This window comes from Accumulibacter sp., from assembly GCF_029255285.1.
In the GTDB taxonomy this organism is placed as follows: Bacteria; Pseudomonadota; Gammaproteobacteria; order Burkholderiales; family Rhodocyclaceae; genus Accumulibacter.
On sequence record NZ_JAPUVI010000055.1, the window covers coordinates 15,495 to 36,167 of the forward strand.

The following is a 20,673-nucleotide window of genomic DNA, read 5'->3' on the forward strand; positions in this document are numbered from 1 at the left end:
CGTAGTTCCTGTTCTCGTGATCGGGCGGGTGCCAGTTCATCCCGCGGCGGCGCGGGATCGCCTGGTCGAATGGTTTGCGTGCAGATCGAGGATTATAGAGCAAAGGCGCGAGCGAAGTGGACGGCATTCTCGGCACACTGCCGGGCGGTGAGCCCGGCGAGAAAAAAAGCCCTGTCGGGTGGGCTCTTGCTGCCTCTTGCTGGCGGAGTGGACGGGGCTCGAACCCGCGACCCCCGGCGTGACAGGCCGGTATTCTAACCAACTGAACTACCACTCCGTGCTTCCCGAATGGCCGCCTTGCACTTGCGGCGTATCAGGTGAGGTGCGCATTATAACGGTTTTTGCGGGGCAGACAAGAGGCAGTTCGGCAACTGTTGGTCGACGCTGGCCAACTCATTGAATGGCGCCGACGAAGGCATCGATGGTTGGCCTGGCTTGCCGCAGGTGTTGCAGACAGTCCTGCCAGTAGCTGGCTGGCAGGGCGAGAGCGTCGAGTCGGGAGCTGACTTCGGCGTTGCTCGGGTGCGGCGTGCAGTCGACGGCAAGCGCGGCGTAGGCGGCCTGGTCGGCGAGGCCGATCAGGCGGCAGAAGGTGCCTTCGTCGCCTGCTGCGGCGGGGTCGTGGTGGTGGGCAATGGCGGCCACGTAGCGCGCCGGCAGGGCCCAGCGCTCGGCGACCATTTCGCCGACTTCCGGATGGGTGAACTCGAACAGCGTCCGCTCGGCGTCCAGGCTGCTCATCGCCGTTCCACGGCACAGTTCGAGTACCCGCTGGTAAGCCGGTTCGGCCTGGACGGCGAAGATGAGCTTACCGATGTCGTGCAGCAGGCCGGCCATGAACGCTTCGTCGGGCGAGAACGGCTGGCGGGTGGCGAGAAAGCGCGCCGCGGTTGCGGTGGCGATCGAGTGCCTCCAGAAGTCCAGCAGATTCAGCCGCTCGGTCCGGAAAGCGTCGAAGGCGCCGACCGAGATGATCATTCCCTGCACATTGGTGAAACCCAGGACGCGCAGCGCTTCGGCGATGGTCTTCACACGGCGCGCGAAACCGAAGAAGGCCGAGTTGGCGACGCGCAGGATTTTGGCCGACAGCGCCAGGTCGTGCACGATGACCCGCTCGACCGCCCGCGCGTCGCTGCCCGGATCCTGCATCACGCGCAGCGCCTGCAGGACGACGGTCGGCAGGGTCGGTACTTCGTACAGGTCGAGCGGCTTGAAACGCGCCACCGGCTCGGCTTCGCGCTTGTTGCCGCCCGAAATGTCGCCGAGTTCGAGCAGTTGTGGGGCGAGTCCGGGATGCATCAACTGGAAGACGTGTACGGGATGCGGCAGATCGCGCAGGCGCAGCATGCCCGTGTCGCGCAGGCTGGTCCCTTTGGGCAGAGCGCCGCGCAGCCGCGATTCGGTGGCCGAGGTGAGCAGCGTCTGGCCGCCCCGTGTCACGGCCAGCAGCCGGGCGCAGCGGTTGACCGTGGTGCCGAAGTAGTCGCCTTCGCACAGGTAGGCCGGGCCGGTATGCAGCGCGACGCGCACGCGCAGCGGTGCGTGTGTCGGCCACTTTTCGGCGCCGATGCCGGCCTGGATCTGGCAGGCGGCGGCGAGTGCGTCGGCGGCCTCGTCGAAAGTGACGCAGAACGCGTCGCCGACGGTCTTGAAGACGCAGCCGCGATGGTTTTCGATGGCGCCGGAGAGCAGTGCGTTGTGGCGCTGCAAGGCGGTGCGCATCGCTTCGGATTCGCGCTCCCAGAGGCTGGTCGACCCTTCGATGTCGGTAAACAGGAAGGTGAGCGTGATCAGCGACGCGTCGCCCAAAGTCAGCTCCACTTGTCCCATGCGCAGCCTCGCTCCTTGCGCGGCGGGTTGCGCCGCCGTTCGACGATGTTCGGGCGACCAATGACGGATGAAATGCCCGACGGCCAAGAGCGGAAGTATCCCGGCTTCGACCGGCCGCCGTCAATGCCGATCGTCGTGCGGCGAACGGCGATCGGCGAAGCTTCGCACGGCGCGCGGCCGACGACCGGCGCGACAGATCGACCGGCTGCCGTACGGGCTGCGCCGAGGCGTGGGGAACGAGCATGCCGGCGCGATGTCTGTGCCTGAGTATCTGCGCGCCGCGCGTATCCGTAAGGAGTCCTTCGATGCCGTACTCGCCGTTCAATACGCTTTCCCGTTTCACCCCTCCCGGTCAGCCCGAGCTTCTCTTCTATTCCTTGCCTGCGCTGGCCGAGGCGGACATTCCCGTCGCCCGGTTGCCGGTTTCGTTGCGCATCGTCCTCGAAGCGCTGCTGCGTCACTGCGACGGACAGCGCGTCACCGAGGCTCACGTCCTCGAACTTGCCGAGTGGCGGCCGCGTGCGCCGCGCCACGCGGAGATTCCCTTTGTCGTGGCGCGCGTCGTGCTGCAGGATTTCACCGGCGTGCCGCTGCTCTGCGATCTGGCGGCAATGCGGGACGTCGCGCGGGCGCGCGGCTTCGACGCGCGGCGTATCGAACCGCTGGTTCCGGTCGACCTGGTCATCGACCATTCGGTGCAGGTCGACTACTACGGTACGCCGCAGGCTTTGACGCAGAACATGCGCCGCGAGTTCGAGCGTAACGCCGAGCGCTATCAGTTTCTGAAGTGGGGCATGCAGGCTTTCGATTCCTTCCGCGTCGTGCCGCCCGGCGTCGGCATCGTCCATCAGGTCAATCTCGAGCACCTGTTCAGCGGTGTACGCCAGTGCGATATGGCCGGCGGGCGGCTGTGCTTTCCCGATACGCTGGTCGGTACCGACTCGCACACGACGATGATCAACGCGCTCGGCGTCGTCGGCTGGGGGGTCGGCGGTATCGAGGCCGAGGCGGCGATGCTCGGTCAACCGGTCTACTTCCTGACGCCGGATGTCGTCGGTGTCGAACTCTCCGGCCGCCTGCGCGAGGGCATCACGGCGACCGACCTGGTGCTGACGGTGACCGAGCTGTTGCGGCGCGAGAAGGTGGTGGGCGCCTTCGTCGAGTACTTTGGCGACGGCGCGTCGACCCTGTCGGTCACCGACCGGGCGACGCTGGCCAACATGGCGCCCGAGTACGGCGCGACGATGGGTTTCTTTCCGGTCGACGAGAAGACGGTTGGCTACATGCGCTCGACCGGGCGCAGCGAAGAATCCTGCGTGTTGTTCGAGGCGTATTTCCGTGCCCAGGGATTGTTCGGCATGCCGCGGCTGGGGCAGATCGACTATTCACGCATCGTTCGCCTCGATCTGTCGAGCATCGTTCCTTCGCTGGCCGGGCCGAAGCGCCCGCAGGATCGCGTCGCGCTGCCGGCGATGGCCAGCAGTTTCAATACGCGGCTCAGCGCGCCCGAGTCGGCCGATGGCTTCGGGCGTCCGGCGGAGACGCTGAGCGAACGTTACCCGACCGATTTCCCGGGAATCGATCTCGGCCACGGCGACGTACTGATCGCCGCCATTACTTCGTGCACCAATACCAGCAACCCGGCGGTGATGATTGCCGCCGGTCTGCTTGCCCGCAAAGCGGTGGCCCGGGGGCTGCGCGTGCGGCCGCAGGTCAAGACCTCGCTGGCGCCCGGGTCACGGGTGGTGACGGATTACCTGCAAAGCGCCGGGTTGCTGGCGCCGCTCGCCGAACTCGGTTTCGCGCTCGCCGGTTACGGCTGCACGACCTGTATCGGCAACGCCGGCGACCTTCACCCGGCGTTCAACCAGGCCATCGCCGAGCATCAGCTGGTGGCCGCCGCGATCCTTTCGGGAAATCGCAACTTCGAAGCGCGAATCCATCCGAGCCTGCGTGCCAACTACCTGGCCTCGCCGCCTTTGGTGGTCGCTTTCGCGCTGGCCGGACGGGTCAATATCGACCTCGACAGCGAGCCGCTGGGAACCGGTGGTGATGGTCAGCCGGTCTATCTGCGCGACATCTGGCCGACGTCGGACGAAATCGATGCGCTCCTGCCGTTCGCGCTCGACCCGGAAGTCTTCCGTCGGCGCTACGCCGACGTGGCCGCCGACCAGGAACTCTGGCAAGCGATTCCGGCTCCGCTCGGCGAGGTGTACGGCTGGCCGTCATCGACCTATATCGCGCGGCCGCCGTTTTTCGAACTGCCGCAACAGACGGCCGGCGACATTCGTGGCGCACGCGCGCTGCTGCTGCTCGGCGACTCGGTGACGACCGACCACATTTCGCCCGCCGGCTCCTTCGGCGAAACCACGCCGGCCGGCATCTGGCTCAAGGAGCAGGGCGTCGGGCGCGGCGATTTCAACTCCTACGGTGCGCGACGCGGGCACCACGAGGTGATGATGCGCGGTACGTTCGCCAACGTCCGCCTGCGCAACCTGATGCTGCCGGCCGGTGCCGACGGAGGGCGGCCGGAGGGAGGCTACACGCTGCTCGACGGCCAGCCGACGACGGTTTTTGCCGCGGCGACGGCGTATGTCGCGCGCGGCACGCCGACCATCGTCGTCGCTGGCGAAGAGTACGGCACCGGCTCGTCGCGCGACTGGGCGGCCAAAGGGACGCGCCTGCTCGGCGTGCGCGCGGTGATCGCGCGCAGCTTCGAGCGCATTCATCGCGCCAATCTGGTCGGTATGGGCGTGTTGCCGCTGCAGTTCGTCGGCGACGATTCGCTGGCCTCGCTGGCGCTGCGCGGTGACGAAACCTTCGACATCCGCGGCCTCGATGCCGGTCTGTTGCCGATGCAGAAACTCACGCTGGCGATCGAGCGGGCGGATGGACAGCGCGTCGAACGCCCGTTGCTGTGCCGGATCGATACGCCGATCGAAGTGAAGTACTACCGCTCGGGCGGCATCCTGCCTTTCGTTCTCGACTCGCTGCTCGGTGATCGGCCGTCGGCTGACTGAACCGGCCCGGAGCGTGCAGAATTATGGGCGCCCATTCGGCGCCGGGAGCCCGGTTGGCGTCCGCGGTCTCGATCCGTAGCGTTGCGTCGGCCAGCGCGATTCCACGCCAGACGTGGGAGCGCCTGTGTCCGGCCGGCCACCCGTTTCTGAACGCGGATTTTCTGGCGATCAGTGAGCATCATGGCGCCGCCGCCGGGACCAGTGGCTGGATGGCCTGTCACCTGGTGGCAAGCGACGATCGGGAGCGGGTCGTCGGTCTGCTGCCGCTTTATGTCAAAAGCCATTCGCACGGGGATTTCATCTACGACTGGTCATGGGCCGCCGCCTACCGGCAGTGCGGCCTGCGCTACTACCCGAAGCTGATGAGCTGCCTGCCGCATACGCCGGTGGTCGGGCCCCGACTGCTGGTCGCCGACGGACCCGAAGCGGCTGGCGTCCGCTCGGCGCTGGTCAATGGCGCGCGCCAGTTGGCCGGCCATCTGGGCGCATCGTCTTGGCATGTCGCGCTGCCGTGCGAGAGCGACGCGCAGTGTCTGCAAGGCGAGGGCCTGCTGCTCAGCCACGACGTCCAGTTCCACTGGGTCGATGCCGGCTGTGGCGACTTCGACGGCTACCTGGCAAGCTTCAGTGCCGCCAAGCGGCGCAAGGTCAAGGCGGAACGGCGACGCGTCGCGGCCAGCGGACTGTGCCTCGAAACGCGCCACGGCGACGAGATCGATGCCGCCGAATGGCCTCTGCTGCACGCCCTCTATGCCGCGACTTTCGAGAAGTTCGGCAATCACGCCGCGTTTGGCGCCGCCTGCTTCGCCGATCTGGCGGCGGCGCTGGGCGACCGCATGGTCGTCTTCATCGCCCGCGATGCCCGGCGTCCGGTCGCCGTCGCGCTCTGTTTCCGCAGCGACGAGGCGCTCTACGGGCGCTACTGGGGTGCCCTCGGCCACTACCACAGCCTGCATTTCGAACTCTGTTTCTACCAGGGGATCGCCTATTGCCTGCGTCATGGCCTGCGTCGCTTCGAACCCGGCGCCGGCGGCGAACACAAACTCGCGCGCGGCTTCGTGCCGACCGTCGTGCAGTCGGCGCACTGGCTCGGCGATGCCCGGATGCACGCGCTGATCGGCCGCCATCTGCAACTCCAGCGCGAGGCGGTTGCCGATTACCGCGCCGGGGCCATTGATCAACTGCCGTTTCGGCGCGACGGCTGGCTACCGCCGTCGGACTGAAGCGTGGCCGTGCGCCAGGTCGCCGGCTATCGCGCTTACAGCCGGGCGAGTTACGTCGAATTCGCCACCGACATGAAGGTCCGTACCCTGATCGACTGCCACCAGCCTGCCTTTGAGGCGCTCAATGGCGTGGCCAGGCGCCTGCTCTACGACAACATGAAGGCCGTTGTTCTCGAACGCGACGTCGACGGCCCAGGCGAACATCGCTCTCACGCCGGCTTTCTCGACTGCGCCAATCCCTGTGGCTTGCGACCACTGACGGGGCTCGGCCAAGTCATCAATACGGATCGGAGATTACCAAAATAACTTTACGCGACCGACACGGGCGCACTTGGTGAGCCCCCAATACTCTATCCTGCGCGAAAAATCTGCTTGGATCTGACTGACGGGCAAAGACATGACCTACTGGGCGCATAGCGAAAATGACTACTCGGCACGCCATCGGCTGGCGACGCATCTGCTTTCCGCGGCTAGGCTTGCGGGCGAGCGCGCGGGCGATGCCGTTTGGCGCCAAGAAGCCGATCTGGCAGGAAGACTCCACGACCTAGGGAAATACGGAGACCTGTTCCAGAAGCGACTAGACGGTACCGAGAGCGGCCTGGACCACTGGAGTGCAGGCGCCTATGCGGCGCTGGTGCACTTCAAGTCAATGGCATCGGCATTGGCGATCGAGGGGCACCACATCGGTTTGCAATGCGCTTCTCTCGACGCCGTCACCTCGCGCATGGCCATGGTCCGCCGTGGCGCATCACCCATGGGGCACCACATCCGCCTGTCTGACCCCGACATCACTCGACTACTGGCGCGCGCCAGCACCGATGGAATCCACCCCGACGCTCCAGAACGCGTGGCGCTCCCCTTTCGGCCCAATGCCTTGAGATACGCCATCGCCAGCATGGTTGATGTGCGCATGCTGTTTTCGTGCCTGGTCGATGCGGATTACCTGGATACAGAGGCGCACTTTCAGGGCGGCCCGGAAGGCAAACGCTATCGCGCCACGGGTTTGTCATTGGACGCTGAAGAGGCCGCTCTGGGCCTCGACAGATATATGGCCCGGGCGGTGCGTGGGCGAAACCACTCAAGTGATGCCGTCACCGCGGTCCGTGCGGACCTGTGGAAGGCAGTCACGGAGGCCGCTGCAGGCGCGACCGGCGTCTATTCGCTCACCGCGCCGACAGGTTCGGGCAAGACTTTTGCTATGCTGCAGTTCGCGCTGACTCACGCGCGGAAAAACCAGCTCAAACGTGTGGTCCTGGCCGTTCCCTATCTCACGATCATTGAACAAACGGCGCGCGAATATCGCAAGGTCTTTGCAGAAAAGCCCGCACATTTCATCCTGGAGCACCACAGCCTCGCAGGAATTCGGGAAGCGACTACCGATGCCCAGAAGCTTGATGACAACGAGCGCCAGCGCCGCCTGTATGCCGAAAACTGGGACGCCCCGATCGTCATCACCACCAACGTCCAATTGCTCGAATCGCTGTTCGCGAACCGCCCCTCTGCCTGTCGCAAACTGCACAAATTGCGCGATGCGGTGCTTCTCTTCGACGAAGCGCAAAGCCTGCCGCAGCATCTCGCGGTGCCGACACTGGCAGCGCTCTCGCACCTCTCCCACGCCTACAACACCAGTATCGTCTTCGCCACCGCCACGCAACCCGCCTTCGATACGCTGGATGAGGGCGTACGAAAACACGCCGTTTCGGGTTGGCAACCACGCGAGATCGTTCCCACGCACCGCAGAATGTTCAAACAGCTGGAACGGGTGGAAGCTGTATGGCCTGCGCCAGGCGAGGCCCTAGACTGGGGCGATCTGTCCACCACGTTACGCGACAAGGCTGCCCCACACTCCCTGTGTGTGCTCAACCTCAAACGCCATGCTCACGCCTTGCTTGAAGCCATGCAGGGTACGGAAGGCCTTTTCCATCTATCCACCAATCTGTGTACGGCTCACCGGCGTGCCGTGCTGGACGAAGTGCGCGTGCGCTTGAACCCCGCCCACCCGCAGCCCTGCCGACTGGTTTCGACGCAGTGCGTTGAAGCCGGCGTCGACCTCGATTTTCCATTGGTGTATCGCGCCATGGGTCCGCTGGAAGCGATCGTGCAGGCTGCCGGGCGCTGCAATCGCGAGGGACGCATGAACGCGAACGGCCAGCTTGGGCGGGTGCGAGTCTTCGAACCCGCACCAGACACCGGCGAGCGCCGACGCATGTATCCCAACTTCGCCTACTTTCAGGCCAGCGAAGTCACCACCTCACTGCTGCGTGAGTCCGGCGGCGTCTTGGACATTAACGACCCCGACGTCTTCCGGCGCTATTACCAAGCCCTGTATGGCGTCAGCCGTCCCGCTGAACAAAACCGCGACTTGAACAGGGCCATCGATGAACTCGACTTCCCCGAGATCGCCCAGCGCTATCGCCTCATCGACCAAGATGCGATCCAGATCGTCGTGCCTTGGCAGGGCGGCATTGCGCAGTACGAGCAACTGCGCGCCCAAGCCGCTGACGGCGTCACCGGAAAATGGATGCGCGAGGCGCAAACGCTGTCCGTCAGCATCTACCGCCCCAGGCCTGACCACCCGGCCTGGGGTTGCCTCATTCCCGCGCCGTTCCGGCGCGGCGGCGTATCCGATGAATGGTTTGTGCTCGAAGATCCGAGCGGCCAGTACTACGACGAGACCTTGGGGTTACAGTTGCCCCAAAATCAAATCGTCATGATTGCCTGAGCGATGTCGTAAAGGGAGACATGTATGCCAAATGGACAGCAAGATACACCGCCGAACACCCATACGCTGGAAGTCTGGGGTGACCTCGCCTGCTTCACCCGCCCCGAAATGAAGGTCGAGCGTTTTTCTTATCCGGTCATCACGCCATCGGCTGCGCGAGGCATCTTCGATGCCATCTACTGGGACGGAAAGCGGGACGAGCGACGAACCGGCAACAGCGTGCGCGAGATCATTCGCCCCTATTTCTACTGGCAGGTCGCGCGCGTCGAAGTCCTGGAAATGCCGCGCTTCATCGCGCTGCGCCGCAACGAAGTAAAAGGCACCGTACCCGGGATGACAACGCTGAACAAGTGGATGAATGGAAAAGAAAGTCCAGAGCCGCTCTGGGCGGATGGCGATGATGAAACCACCGGCCGCACCCAGCGCCAGACGGTTGCTCTCAAAAACGTTCGCTACCGCATCACCGCGCGCATCGTGCCGCATGCCACTCACCGACATGAACTCGGCAAGCTCAATGCCTGCTTTCTGCGCCGGGCGCAGCACGGCAAATGCTTCCAGCAACCGTATTTCGGCTGTCGCGAATTCGTGGCCTTTTTCGAGTACATCCCACCCGGAACGTCAACATCACCAGCCGTGCCCCTGAATCAGCACCTTGGCTGGATGCTCTACGACGTGTTCGACCTCGCCAACGAAGCACCAAAACTGGACGGTACGCCATTCATTTCGGTTTTCGACGCTACGGTGAAAAATGGTGTGCTGGAGGTGCCGGAGTACGGCAGCAGTGCGGTTCGCAAACCGGGGAGAGCGTAGGCATGTTGCAAGCGCTGAGAGAGTATGGAGAGAAGCTTGGCGGTGAACCAGGCTTCAAGTCGAGAGAAGTTCGCTGGTGCATTCAACTATCTGAAGCAGGCAATCTGCTCAACATCGTGCCCTTGGGAGATGGCCGGTCCGGCATTCAGATCGAACGCTGCCCGGACATGCACGCCATGAATTCGGGAGGCAAGGCCCACTTTCTGATTGAAACGGCGCAGACCATCGCGTGTCACTTCAAACCCGACGAATCGCGCGAGAGAATTGTCTCGGCTGAAGGCCGTCACCGTTTCTACGTTGAGATGCTGACCCAGTCGGCTCTTGAAGTTCGCTTATTGCAGGCGGCTGCATCACTGCTAAGCGACAGTGCAACGCGAGAATCACTGCGCCTGATGATGGTCGAAAAGCGCGTGAAACCCGCCGATTGGCTGACATGGCAAATCGGCCAATCCGATCCGTGTGCCCAAGCGGATGTTCAGGCATGGTGGCGGGCGCGGCGACATCAAGATCTTCTTCGCAATGACGAAGATGCCCCCAAGTTGTCCGGCCAAATGGTGTGTCTTCTGACTGGCGAACTCGCCCAGCCGTTGTTCACCCAGCCCAAGGTGACAGGCCTTGCGGGTGTCGGTGGACTAGCCATGGGCGATGTGGTGGTTGGTTTCGATAAGGCAGCCTTCCGGTCGTTCGGGCTGGAAAAATCATCAAATGCCGCTATGGGGGCGGCAGCGGCCCAGCAATACGTTGATGCAATCAACCACCTGATCAAAGAGCAGCAAGAGGCAACGCGCAAGAATCCCTCGCGCCGAACCAACGCCCTGATGGTGTACTGGTTTGGCGAGCGTATTCCTCCTGAGGATGACCCTTTCGCCATGCTTTACGGCATGCAAACCGAAGAACAGCAAACCGCCTCCGCTCTGGGTCAGGCGCGCAAGCTGCTTGAGTCCATTCATACCGGGGAGCGAGCGCAACTCGGGCACAACCACTATTACGCGATGACGCTGTCCGGTGCCTCCGGCCGGGTGATGGTCCGCGACTGGATGGAAGGGCAGTTCGCGCAGCTGTTGTCCTGTATCGAAGCCTGGTTCACCGATCTATCCATTGCCCATCGCGACAGTAGTGAGCGTCTGGCGCCCGATCCCAGGTTCCTCGCCGTTGGCGGGGCGCTGGTGCGAGAGCTGAAGGACTTGCCTGCTTCCACGACGGCGGCCCTGTGGCGTGCCGCCGTCGCCGGACAAGCGATACCACAGTCACTCATGGCGCAGGCTCTGGATCGCTTTCGCTCTGCTCTCATCAAGGGTGACACCTTCAATCACGCCCGCATGGGTCTTATCAAAGCCTACTTTGTTCGCAAACCCTCAGGAGGACAGCATATGAAGCCCTATCTCAACCCGGACCATCCCGATCCGGCCTATCACTGCGGGCGTCTGTTGGCCGTCCTTGCACGACTGCAGCACGCGGCGCTCGGCGATGTCGGCGCTGGAGTTGTGCAGCGTTTCTATCCAGCCGCAAGTACCGCTCCGGGGCTCACACTGGGGCGGCTGGTCGCCAATGCGCGCAACCATCTTGGCAAGCTCGAGGGCGGACTGTCCTTCTGGTACGAGCAACAGATTGGCGAAGTGATGGGGTGCTTCGGTGACGGCTTGCCGCGCACACTGGACCTCGAAGGGCAAGGTCTTTTCGCGCTGGGCTATTACCAGCAACTGGCCGCCCTGCGTAGCCCGAAGAAAGACGCACAACACGACGAGCACAACGGAGAACAGCCATGAGCAACGACAACCCGACAGCCATCAAGAACCGCTACGAATTTCTCTATCTGTTTGACTGCGAACGCGGCAATCCGAACGGCGATCCCGACGCCGGCAATAGCCCGCGCATCGACCCCGAAGACATGCACGGGCTGGTATCGGATGTGGCCATCAAACGACGGGTACGCAACTACGTGCAGACCAAGCATGGCAATTGTGAGGGCCACGCGATTTTCGTTCAGCACTCCACTAACCTCAATCGCCCCATAGCTGCCGCGCATGAAGCCACCCATGGCGCACCGGCCGGTGGCGGTAACCGCTCGCAGGTGACCAAGGCCCGCGACTGGATGTGCCAGCAGTTCTACGATGTGCGAACGTTTGGCGCAGTGATGTCGACCGGCGCGAACGCTGGCCAGGTACGTGGGCCGGTCCAGGTGGCTTTTTCTCGATCCATCGACCCGATCCTGCCGATGGATTCGGCGATAACGCGCATGGCGGTGGCGGAAAAAGTGAAGGATGCAAAGACGGCAGCAGATTACGTCAAGTGGGAAGAACAGCAGCAGGAAGACAGCCTGCGCACCATGGGCCGCAAGTCCCTCATCTCGTACGGCCTCTATGTGACCAAAGGCTTCGTTTCCGCGCATCTGGCGCAAGGCACGAAGTTCTCCGAGGCCGACCTCGCCGAGCTATGGGAAGCGCTGGCCAACATGTACGACCACGACCGTTCCGCGTCCAAAGGCGTGATGTCCTGCCGTGACCTGTTCGTGTTCAAGCACGTCGGTGCGGATAACGGCGATCCGCTGGCGCAGGAACGGCAAGCCATGCTCGGTTGTGCGCCCGCGCATCACTTGCTCGATCTCGGCCGCGTCATCGAAGTTCCCGCCCTGAAAGATCAGGGCAAGCTGCCTCGCCGCTACGCCGACTACGACGTGAAGGTGCATCTGGATCGCGTGCCCAAGGGCGTCGAACTCTGGCGCTGGAGCTTCACCGAGCAGCGGCTGGTGAAGGCGTAGCGCGGCAACCGTGACTGACGATCTGGAGCCGGTCAATGTATCGGCGCTCAACCAGTACGCGTATTGCCCGCGCCGCTGTGCCCTGATCTATCTCGAAAACGAATTCGCGGAGAATCGGCACACGGCGAGCGGCAACGCCGAGCACGCTCGCGTCGATCGCGTGGCGCATGCCAGCAATCGGGAAGGCGCGCGTGTCGAGTATGCCCTGCCGATCTGGAGCGAACGCCTGGGATTGATCGGCAAGGGGGATGTGGTCGAATTCTGGCCAGACGGGACGATCTACCCCGTGGAATACAAGCACGGCGCGAAAAAGCAGCACGACAACGATGACCTGCAACTGGCGGCACAAGCGTTGTGCCTGGAAGAGATGTTCGGCAGGACGATCCTGCGAGGAGCCATCTTTCACGCCAGGAGCAAGCGTCGTCGCGACGTGATGTTCACCAGCCAGTTGCGCGCAGCCACCGAACAAACCGTCGCTTCAATTCGCCAAATGCTCATGGCCCAGATAATGCCGCCGCCCCTGATCAACGATACGCGCTGCCGGGAGTGCTCGCTGATCGACCTGTGTCAGCCGCAGGCGCTGGGCAATCTCAAGAGCTTGCGGCGCGAAGATTTGTTCGACCCGGATCGCTGAGAACGGCATGCAATTACTGAACACGCTATACGTCACTCAGCCCGAAAGCTATCTGCGGTTGGAGAACGATACCCTGTGCGTCGAAATCGAACACAAGCTGCGCCTGCGGGTACCGCTGCACCATCTGGCCAGTGTCGTGTGTTTCGGACATGTCGGTCTTTCGGCGCCGCTCATGCATCGTCTGGCCGATGAGGGCATCGCGCTGGTTCTGCTGGATGACCATGGGCGCTTCAAGGCCAGGCTCGAAGGAGGAACGTCCGGCAATGTTCTGTTGCGTCAAGCCCATCACCGCCGCGCCGATGATGCCATGTTTGCGCTCGACACCGCCCGTACCTGCGTCGCTGGCAAGATCAAGAACGCGCGACAGGTGCTGCTACGCGGTGCGCGCGAAGCCAAGTCAAGCACGGATGGAGCGGCCCTCACGCGCGCTGCGGATGATCTCGCCGCCGCCCTGCGCGGCTTGCCTGTGGCCGACAGTCTTGACGCTCTACGCGGATTTGAAGGTGTGGCCGCTCGGGAGTACTTCGCCGTACTGACTCTCATCGTGCGGCCGGACTTGCGTACCCATTTCGCCATGGAAGGCCGCACACGCCGACCACCGCGCGACCGCTTCAACGCGCTGCTGTCATTCGTCTACGCCATGTGGATGAATGACTGCCGTTCCGCTGTCGAGGCCGCAGGACTTGATCCGCAGATCGGCTTTCTGCATGCCGTCCGCCCAGGCCGTGCCGCTCTGGCGCTTGATTTGCAAGAAGAATTCCGGCCTTTGGCAGATCGCCTGGTTCTGACCCTCATCAATCGCGGGCAGGTCGCTCCGGATGGATTCATCGTTCGCGAAGGAGGTGCCGTCATGCTTCATGGCGATGCCCGCAAGGCTGTGGTGGTGGCCTTTCAGGAGAGAAAGCAGGAAACCATAACGCATCCTCTGCTGGCCCAGTCGATTCCGCTGGGCGTGATTCCGCTCGTGCAGGCTCGCTTGCTGGCCCGCGCCATCCGCGGTGAATCCGACGGCTATATGCCGTTTGTAATGCGCTGAGGATCACCGCGGTGCTGGTCATCGTCTGTTACGACGTAAACACCGAAACCTCCCAAGGGCGCCGCCGCCTCCGGCGCGTTGCAAAGATCTGTGAGAGCACAGGGCAACGTGTCCAGAAATCCGTCTTTGAATGCCAGGTCAATCAGATGCAATTCGATGAACTGGAACGTCGTCTGCTGGCCGAGATTCAGGTCAATGAAGACTGCTTGCGCCTCTATCGGATGGCCAACACGCGCGGATGTGAAGTGCACGAGTATGGACGATTCAAAGCTACGGATTTTGACGGGCCACTGGTAATATGAAGCGCGAACGCCAAGTGATTGGTGATATCGCGGATAGTTCGCGCAGTCAGTAACGCCATGATTTTTCATATGAAAGCATGCCGACAACGGAAGAGGCGCCGTCACTGGCTCCCGCTAATGAGGACGTTTGCGTTGGCCATGAATCTTTTGTCGACAATACATGCTGTTACGCGCGAAGAGTCGCGCGCTCCTCACGGGGCGCGCGTGGATTGAAACATGATCTGATTATCTACCCATGCCCGACGACATCATCGTCGCGCGCTCCTCACGGGGCGCGCGTGGATTGAAACAGCCCACGCTCTGCCGCCCACCTCCGCGCATACTCCGTCGCGCGCTCCTCACGGGGCGCGCGTGGATTGAAACATCTCGTGCCGACCGGGCATCTCTACGGCGCCGCTCGGCCTGTTGTTGAAGCCGCGCGGTCGCGCGCTCCTCACGGGGCGCGCGTGGATTGAAACAGCGCGCGGGAATACGCCAGGCTTCCAGCCTTCTACGTCGCGCGCTCCTCACGGGGCGCGCGTGGATTGAAACTTCGCCTTTCCGTGCCGTGCCTAGCATTGCCAAGCGTCGCGCGCTCCTCACGGGGCGCGCGTGGATTGAAACTCATCGATCGGCCGGCGAAGCCGATTGATTCGCTGTCGCGCGCTCCTCACGGGGCGCGCGTGGATTGAAACTCCTGGGAATACTTCCGCCTTCAGCGTCTTGTAGGTCGCGCGCTCCTCACGGGGCGCGCGTGGATTGAAACGCTTGCGCTGCGGTCGTCAATCTTCGCCTTCGGCAGTCGCGCGCTCCTCACGGGGCGCGCGTGGATTGAAACAGAGGTAAGGCTTATCATAAGGGTCCTCATCTTGGTCGCGCGCTCCTCACGGGGCGCGCGTGGATTGAAACATGGACGGAAGAGATCATTTCTCCTCTGTCTCATGTCGCGCGCTCCTCACGGGGCGCGCGTGGATTGAAACATGGATCACTAACGAAAGGGCCCTGAGCCGCTGCGTCGCGCGCTCCTCACGGGGCGCGCGTGGATTGAAACCAGTGGAGAGTCGTGCAGTACTGAGAATCTCGGCGTCGCGCGCTCCTCACGGGGCGCGCGTGGATTGAAACATGGGCATGCTTACTCCTTCCCCGATGAAACGAGGTCGCGCGCTCCTCACGGGGCGCGCGTGGATTGAAACCTCGTGCGCGGCCCGTGGCGAGGGGTGGGCGACGGTCGCGCGCTCCTCACGGGGCGCGCGTGGATTGAAACCGCTGAGGTTCACACTGTTAAGCGTCGCGTCCCGGTCGCGCGCTCCTCACGGGGCGCGCGTGGATTGAAACCGACCCGGTCGACATGACCGACGCCAGTCTCACGGTCGCGCGCTCCTCACGGGGCGCGCGTGGATTGAAACATCAGGCCAGAACCCCGACAGAGCCTCGATGATCGTCGCGCGCTCCTCACGGGGCGCGCGTGGATTGAAACAGCGGCACCGGGACGCTGGGATTTCTCGTCGGCCGTCGCGCGCTCCTCACGGGGCGCGCGTGGATTGAAACTCAGTGAATTTGTTCAAGATCAGCGGGCTTGTGCGTCGCGCGCTCCTCACGGGGCGCGCGTGGATTGAAACATTACCAGGATGGGCAGATTGTTATTCCTGGTGCGTCGCGCGCTCCTCACGGGGCGCGCGTGGATTGAAACGGCGATGGAAGCATGCCGTCGACGGTTTGCTGGCGTCGCGCGCTCCTCACGGGGCGCGCGTGGATTGAAACATGTGAGTTCGTACATCATCAATTGCTTGGCGCAGTGTCGCGCGCTCCTCACGGGGCGCGCGTGGATTGAAACTGCAGCACGACGAGGCCATATCCGCGAGAGTGCGGTCGCGCGCTCCTCACGGGGCGCGCGTGGATTGAAACTTCTCCAGTTGGCGGAAGCTATACTGCGACCAGCGTCGCGCGCTCCTCACGGGGCGCGCGTGGATTGAAACGATGCGTGGGATGTGGGCGCGCACCTCGCAGGGTAGGAATTGTTCGTGCTGACGTAGCAAGAACAAAGGGCAATGGCGACCGGAAAGCTCTCATAGTTCGAGTTCGCAGGCGGCGGGAGGATTGGCCATGGAATTGTCAGCGCCTGGGGCGCATACTGTGGGTGAGGTCATTCGTCACCTGAAGGGGTTGTACTGGGAACCCGCGCGTGAACTGACCTCTCTAAGCGGACTTCGCCTGCCGATGGCGGTGGGTTGTGCGTTTCGTGCGCGTCGGGCATGGCGCTTTGCTTCGTCGGCTAAGTCCGGCACCTGGAGATGGACAAGGGCGCTGCGGCAAGGAAGGCTGAAGGAAGCCCGGTCGGAGCGTCGAAGCTGGGCGTTTGCGGAGGACGAATGTCGTGGAGAAGTCAGCCAAGGGCCGATCTGGCGACGCCACCGCCCGAGGGCCAGGCGAAGAAGGGTTACGGATCGTGGCGAAGGGAACTGGAGACGGCTCTGACTTCCTGTGCCAGCCGGTGGTGGCCAAGCGGCGGGATGAACGGCCGGAATCCCCCCGGCACCGCGCTGTCGCTCAGCCGCTTCTGAGCGATGAAGGCCGAGCGCGGCCGAACTTCAATTAAAGCCACAGGGATGCCCGGCATTGATACCTTGGATGGAGACACTCAGTCTGCTGGCCTTGCTGGCCGGCGTGTGGTTCTGGCTCGACAGCTTCAAGGCGCGCGACGCGGCAATCCGCGTCGCGAGTTCGGCCTGCGACGCCGAGCGACTGCTGCTGCTCGACGATACCGTGGCACTCGGTTCGCTCCGGCCGCAGCGTGACGAGCAAGGCCGGTTGCGGCTGCGCCGTGTCTACCACTTCGAATACAGCGACACGGGCGACAATCGTCGCAACGGTTACGTGACGCTGCTGGGGAATGAACTGTCGATGCTGCACCTGCCGCATGGGCCGCAGTTCGTGCGGCAGTCGTCGCTGTCGGTCGTCGGCGGCGACGCGGATCGCTCGTCGCCGCGCTCGCCGCAGTGAATTATCTGGCGCATGCACTACTGGCCGGCGACGATGCGGACTGCCGCCTCGGTGGATTGCTTGGCGACTTCATCAAGGGGCCGCTTTGGCCGCCGCCACCGGGCCTGGCACCAGCCGTCGTGCAGGGCATCGTCTTGCACCGGCGCATCGACAGCTATGCGGATTCCCATCCGGCGTTCCAGCGAAGCCGGCAGCGGGTCAGCGCCGAACGTCGCCGCTACAGCGGCATCCTCGTCGACCTGTTTTACGATCATTTCCTTGCCGCGCATTGGGAGCGTTACTCGCCCGAGCCGCTCGAAGTCTTTACGGCCGGTGTCTATGCCTTGCTTGGCGAACGCGCGCTGCCCGAGCGGCTGGCGCAAATCCTGCCCGCGATGCGCGCCGGCGACTGGCTCGCGGGCTATCGCGAACCAGCCGCGATCGGCTGGGCGCTCGACCGGATCGGCGAGCACCGGGTCAGGCGCAGCAATCCTCTGCGCGGAGCCGGCGGCGAGCTTGCCCTGAACTATCGCGGCTTCGAGGGTGATTTCGTGGAGTTCCTGCCGGCCGCGATGGACTTCGCGGAATCGTTTCGGCTGCCGCGGCCGGCCTAGAAGCCGGTGACGAACTTGAAATAGAACTTGTTGCCCTGAAATCGGTTCTCGACGCCGCTTTCGTGGCTCCAACTGGCGACCAAACTCGTTCCCTTGTAGTCGTACTTGAGCGCCGGGCCGTAGGCGAAGACCTTGCCGCGTCTGCCGTCCGGGCCGACCTGGCGACCGTCGATGCGGTCGTCGGTGGTTTGCGTCAGGTAGTAGCCGGCGAGGCCGACGGCCCAGGGGCCGAAGTGCTGGCCCAGCAGATAGTCCATGTGGAAATTGTCGCCCGACTCGTAATCGGTGTCGCGGTTCTTGGTCTTGATGTTGTACATCAGCTTCGCCGTGGCTTCGAAACCGCTCTGGTTGAGGTAGGTGAAGGCAAAGATGGGTTCGAAGCTGTAGTAGTTGGCGCCGATGCTCTCGGTCGGGTCGTTCCGGTTGTACTTGCCGGTTGGCAGGTAGATGTCGAGGCCAACGGTCAGGTGCCAGTCGGGCGGCAAGTGCCAGCCGATGATGATCGGGTCGATGACGATGTCGCCCAGGCCGAAGGTGCTGCCGGTGCCGATCGCCGGGATCGGCGTGTGCAGCTTCTGGTACACCAGCGGCACGATCGCATGCATGGCCCAGTCCCCGCCGAAGATCTTCTGGTTGGTGACGTGGATGTAGCGCAGCGCGTCGAAGGTGGCGTTGACTTTCAGTCCGGGAACCTTGTCTCCCCGGTTGTCACGGTAGTCGCCCTGATAGTAGCCCAGGTAGTTGATGAAATAGTTCCCGGGCGGCGGCAGGGCGCCGGCCATGAAGTTCTCGGAACCGTTCGGATATTGGTCCGGACCCTCGAGCGCCGCGGCGGCGCTGGTGAACAGCGCCGGCACGGCCAGCAGTAGAAGTCGTTGGGCTTTGCGCATTGGTCTTTTCTCTCCCCTGATTGTCTGTTGCCTCGCCCGCCGCCGCGCCATCCCTTGTCGGGCCAAGGATCGACCGCGTCCGGCGGCCAGCCGGCAATGGTATCACTGCGGTCGATGTTCCGGCGGAAGAGCGGCCGTGGCGACCCGTCGTGTGTGCCGAGGGTTTTCCCGTCGCGGCGCGAAGCGCGTTCCGGCGGGCGGTTTCAGGAGGTTTTCCCGGCCCCCGACGATAGCGGCACCATGATCGCCTGTCCGGGCGGCGAGCAGCCCGCGTCACAACAGCGCCCCGGCTGCCGCTGGCGGGTGATGGGTCGCTTGTCGTCGTGCAGGACGCCCCGATCCAGCAGCCTCTCGACCAGTTCGACCTTGCTGCCGAGCGGGTAGTTACGCCAGATCTCCTGTTTCATTGCTGCCGGCGAGCCGCCGCCGTGCAGGCTGATCACCGAGTACCAGCCGCCCTGGTAGGAAGCGGTGAGGTCCTCGATGAAGCGCGCGACTTCGATCCGCTTGTCGTAAGGTACGTCCGGGTTGGCGCGCAGCACCTCGGCGAGGGTGGCCGCGGTCGCCGGGTTGTGATCTTCGTCCGGACCGGGCAGGGCGACGATCAGGCCGCCCGAGACTTCGTGCGCCAGGCGATGCATGTCGTAGATCTGGGTGGCGAGCAGTAGCTTGCCGATATTGGCGAAGACCGGCTCCGGCATGAAGCTGCCGCTGTGTTCGTCGGGCTGGCCATAGACGCTGGCGGCGACGCCGCAAGCGAAGAAGCCCTCGGTGATTTTGATCAGTTCGACCATCGGTTCGCGCAGGCTGGCTTTCCTGCCGGGGTCGAAGCCGTTGGCCTCGCACATCAGCGCCCCGGCGCCGATCAACAGATCGCCGAAACCGGCCCGGGCGGCGATGCAACTGTGTCTATGGTGCGTCGCGTAGTCATAGGTCAGCGATGCCGAATGTTCCCATTCACCGGCGAAGAAGACGCGCTCCCAGGGCACGAAGACGCGGTCGAAAACGACGACCGCGGTGGATTGACCATAGCGCCGGGAAAAGAGCGCGGCGCCGTGCTCGACCTTCTCGCCGGGGCGGCCTGCCGGGCGGGCGACGATCGTCACTCCCGGAGCATCGATGGGCAGCGCGCAGCAGACGGCGAAATTGGCGTCTGCTGGCCCCATGTTGCGGCTTGGCATGACCAGAAGCTCGTGCATGTAGGGCGCGCCGGTGACGATCGCCTTGGTTCCCGAGATGACGATGCCGCTTGCCGTCCGCTCGACGACGTGCACGTAGGTATCGGGGTTGGCTTGCTGCTGCGGCCGTCGCGAGCGGTCACCCTTGGCGTCGGTCATCGCGATGCCGAGTGCCAGGTCGCGCTCCTGGACCCATTCCAGGTAAGCCGCGAAACGGGCACGATGTTCCCGGCTGCCGTGCGCGTCGTCGATCCGGGCGCTGACCTGCTGGATCGCGTTCAAGGCGTCGTGCGCCAGATAGCGCTGCGCGCAACCGGTTTCCTGGCACAGCAGGCGCACCGCCTCGAGCTTGTTCAGGAGGTCGCCGGCCGACTCGTTGATGTGCAGCATCCGGTTGACCGTCCGGCCGCGGGAGCTTGGCACGGCGGTCATCAGCGGCGCTTTCGCGGGGTCGAGAGCGAAATCGTAGCTCACCGCGAGCGCGTTGATTCCGGGTTGCAGTTCGCGTGCGTCGGCAACCGATTCGATCAGCACACCATCGACATAAACTCGAGGCCGGTAGCGGCGCAAGGAATCGCGGTACTCGGCGCCGCTCGACAGCGTACCGGATGAGGCGGGCGTTGTTTGGCGGTGAGTCATTGCTGTTTCTCAGTCGTCTTCGTAGCCTCGTCGGGCCATGAGGCCGGTCGGGAAGTTGT

15 protein-coding genes, 1 tRNA gene, 1 pseudogene and 1 CRISPR repeat array are annotated in these 20,673 nt (G+C 63.7%); of the genes and pseudogenes, 13 read left to right on the forward strand and 4 right to left on the reverse strand.

The window, feature by feature from the left end:
- Window positions 1-200: 200 nt before the first annotated feature.
- Together Q1M07_RS07575 and Q1M07_RS07580 are read right to left on the reverse strand one after the other, a co-directional pair.
- A tRNA-Asp gene (locus tag Q1M07_RS07575) sits at window positions 201-277 on the reverse strand.
- 116 nt (window positions 278-393) lie between these two features.
- Entirely contained in the window at window positions 394-1,830 is a 1,437-nt protein-coding gene (locus tag Q1M07_RS07580; RefSeq protein ID WP_300452643.1) for an HDOD domain-containing protein, read from the reverse strand.
- Between the two features lie 305 nt (window positions 1,831-2,135).
- On the opposite strand from Q1M07_RS07580, the gene acnA reads away from it, so the two are divergent.
- The 13 genes and pseudogenes from acnA to Q1M07_RS07645 all read left to right on the forward strand — a co-directional run bounded on the left by acnA (window position 2,136) and on the right by Q1M07_RS07645 (window position 17,907).
- The gene (gene acnA, locus Q1M07_RS07585) at window positions 2,136-4,850 is read left to right on the forward strand and encodes an aconitate hydratase AcnA (protein WP_300452645.1); all 2,715 of its coding nucleotides are present in this window, start codon (window positions 2,136-2,138) and stop codon (window positions 4,848-4,850) included.
- A gap of 53 nt (window positions 4,851-4,903) precedes the next feature.
- Window positions 4,904-6,073 (forward strand): GNAT family N-acetyltransferase, encoded by a 1,170-nt coding sequence (locus Q1M07_RS07590; protein ID WP_300452647.1) that lies wholly within the window; start codon window positions 4,904-4,906, stop codon window positions 6,071-6,073.
- 36 nt (window positions 6,074-6,109) lie between these two features.
- Window positions 6,110-6,307, forward strand: a pseudogene (locus tag Q1M07_RS07595) (IS21 family transposase); the annotation flags it as partial.
- A gap of 163 nt (window positions 6,308-6,470) precedes the next feature.
- Window positions 6,471-8,795, forward strand: coding sequence for a CRISPR-associated endonuclease Cas3'' (locus Q1M07_RS07600; RefSeq protein WP_300452649.1), 2,325 nt, complete (start codon window positions 6,471-6,473; stop codon window positions 8,793-8,795).
- A gap of 24 nt (window positions 8,796-8,819) precedes the next feature.
- The gene (gene cas5c, locus Q1M07_RS07605; RefSeq protein ID WP_300452651.1) at window positions 8,820-9,605 is read left to right on the forward strand and encodes a type I-C CRISPR-associated protein Cas5c; all 786 of its coding nucleotides are present in this window, start codon (window positions 8,820-8,822) and stop codon (window positions 9,603-9,605) included.
- Window positions 9,606-9,607: 2 nt separating this feature from the next.
- Window positions 9,608-11,371, forward strand: a complete 1,764-nt coding sequence (gene cas8c, locus Q1M07_RS07610; protein ID WP_300452653.1) for a type I-C CRISPR-associated protein Cas8c/Csd1 — start codon at window positions 9,608-9,610, stop codon at window positions 11,369-11,371.
- Window positions 11,368-12,363: a type I-C CRISPR-associated protein Cas7/Csd2 gene (gene cas7c / locus Q1M07_RS07615; protein ID WP_300452655.1), complete on the forward strand. Its 996-nt coding sequence runs from the start codon at window positions 11,368-11,370 to the stop codon at window positions 12,361-12,363. Before cas8c ends, cas7c begins: the two co-directional genes overlap by 4 nt.
- A 10-nt stretch (window positions 12,364-12,373) precedes the next feature.
- A complete protein-coding gene (gene cas4, locus Q1M07_RS07620) occupies window positions 12,374-12,997 on the forward strand; it encodes a CRISPR-associated protein Cas4 (RefSeq protein WP_300452657.1) in 624 nt (207 codons plus the stop codon).
- 7 nt (window positions 12,998-13,004) lie between these two features.
- Complete coding sequence (cas1c, locus tag Q1M07_RS07625) at window positions 13,005-14,033, forward strand: type I-C CRISPR-associated endonuclease Cas1c (RefSeq protein ID WP_300452658.1); 1,029 nt, start codon at window positions 13,005-13,007, stop codon at window positions 14,031-14,033.
- A gap of 11 nt (window positions 14,034-14,044) precedes the next feature.
- Window positions 14,045-14,335, forward strand: coding sequence for a CRISPR-associated endonuclease Cas2 (gene cas2, locus Q1M07_RS07630; RefSeq protein ID WP_300452660.1), 291 nt, complete (start codon window positions 14,045-14,047; stop codon window positions 14,333-14,335).
- A gap of 179 nt (window positions 14,336-14,514) precedes the next feature.
- A CRISPR array of direct repeats spans window positions 14,515-16,290; the repeat unit is 37 nt; unit sequence GTCGCGCGCTCCTCACGGGGCGCGCGTGGATTGAAAC.
- 393 nt (window positions 16,291-16,683) lie between these two features.
- Window positions 16,684-16,875: a hypothetical protein gene (locus Q1M07_RS07635; protein WP_300452662.1), complete on the forward strand. Its 192-nt coding sequence runs from the start codon at window positions 16,684-16,686 to the stop codon at window positions 16,873-16,875.
- Between the two features lie 67 nt (window positions 16,876-16,942).
- Entirely contained in the window at window positions 16,943-17,314 is a 372-nt protein-coding gene (locus tag Q1M07_RS07640) for a DUF3301 domain-containing protein (protein ID WP_300452664.1), read from the forward strand.
- Window positions 17,311-17,907: an ACP phosphodiesterase gene (locus Q1M07_RS07645; protein ID WP_300452666.1), complete on the forward strand. Its 597-nt coding sequence runs from the start codon at window positions 17,311-17,313 to the stop codon at window positions 17,905-17,907. Before Q1M07_RS07640 ends, Q1M07_RS07645 begins: the two co-directional genes overlap by 4 nt.
- On the opposite strand, the gene Q1M07_RS07650 is transcribed toward Q1M07_RS07645, so the two are convergent.
- Window positions 17,904-18,797, reverse strand: a complete 894-nt coding sequence (locus Q1M07_RS07650; protein WP_300452668.1) for a transporter — start codon at window positions 18,795-18,797, stop codon at window positions 17,904-17,906. The genes Q1M07_RS07645 and Q1M07_RS07650 overlap by 4 nt on opposite strands.
- Before the next feature lie 203 nt (window positions 18,798-19,000).
- On the reverse strand, window positions 19,001-20,614 hold the full coding sequence (locus tag Q1M07_RS07655; RefSeq protein ID WP_300452670.1) for a 4-hydroxyphenylacetate 3-hydroxylase N-terminal domain-containing protein: 1,614 nt from the start codon (window positions 20,612-20,614) through the stop codon (window positions 19,001-19,003).
- Between the last annotated feature and the right edge of the window lie 59 nt (window positions 20,615-20,673).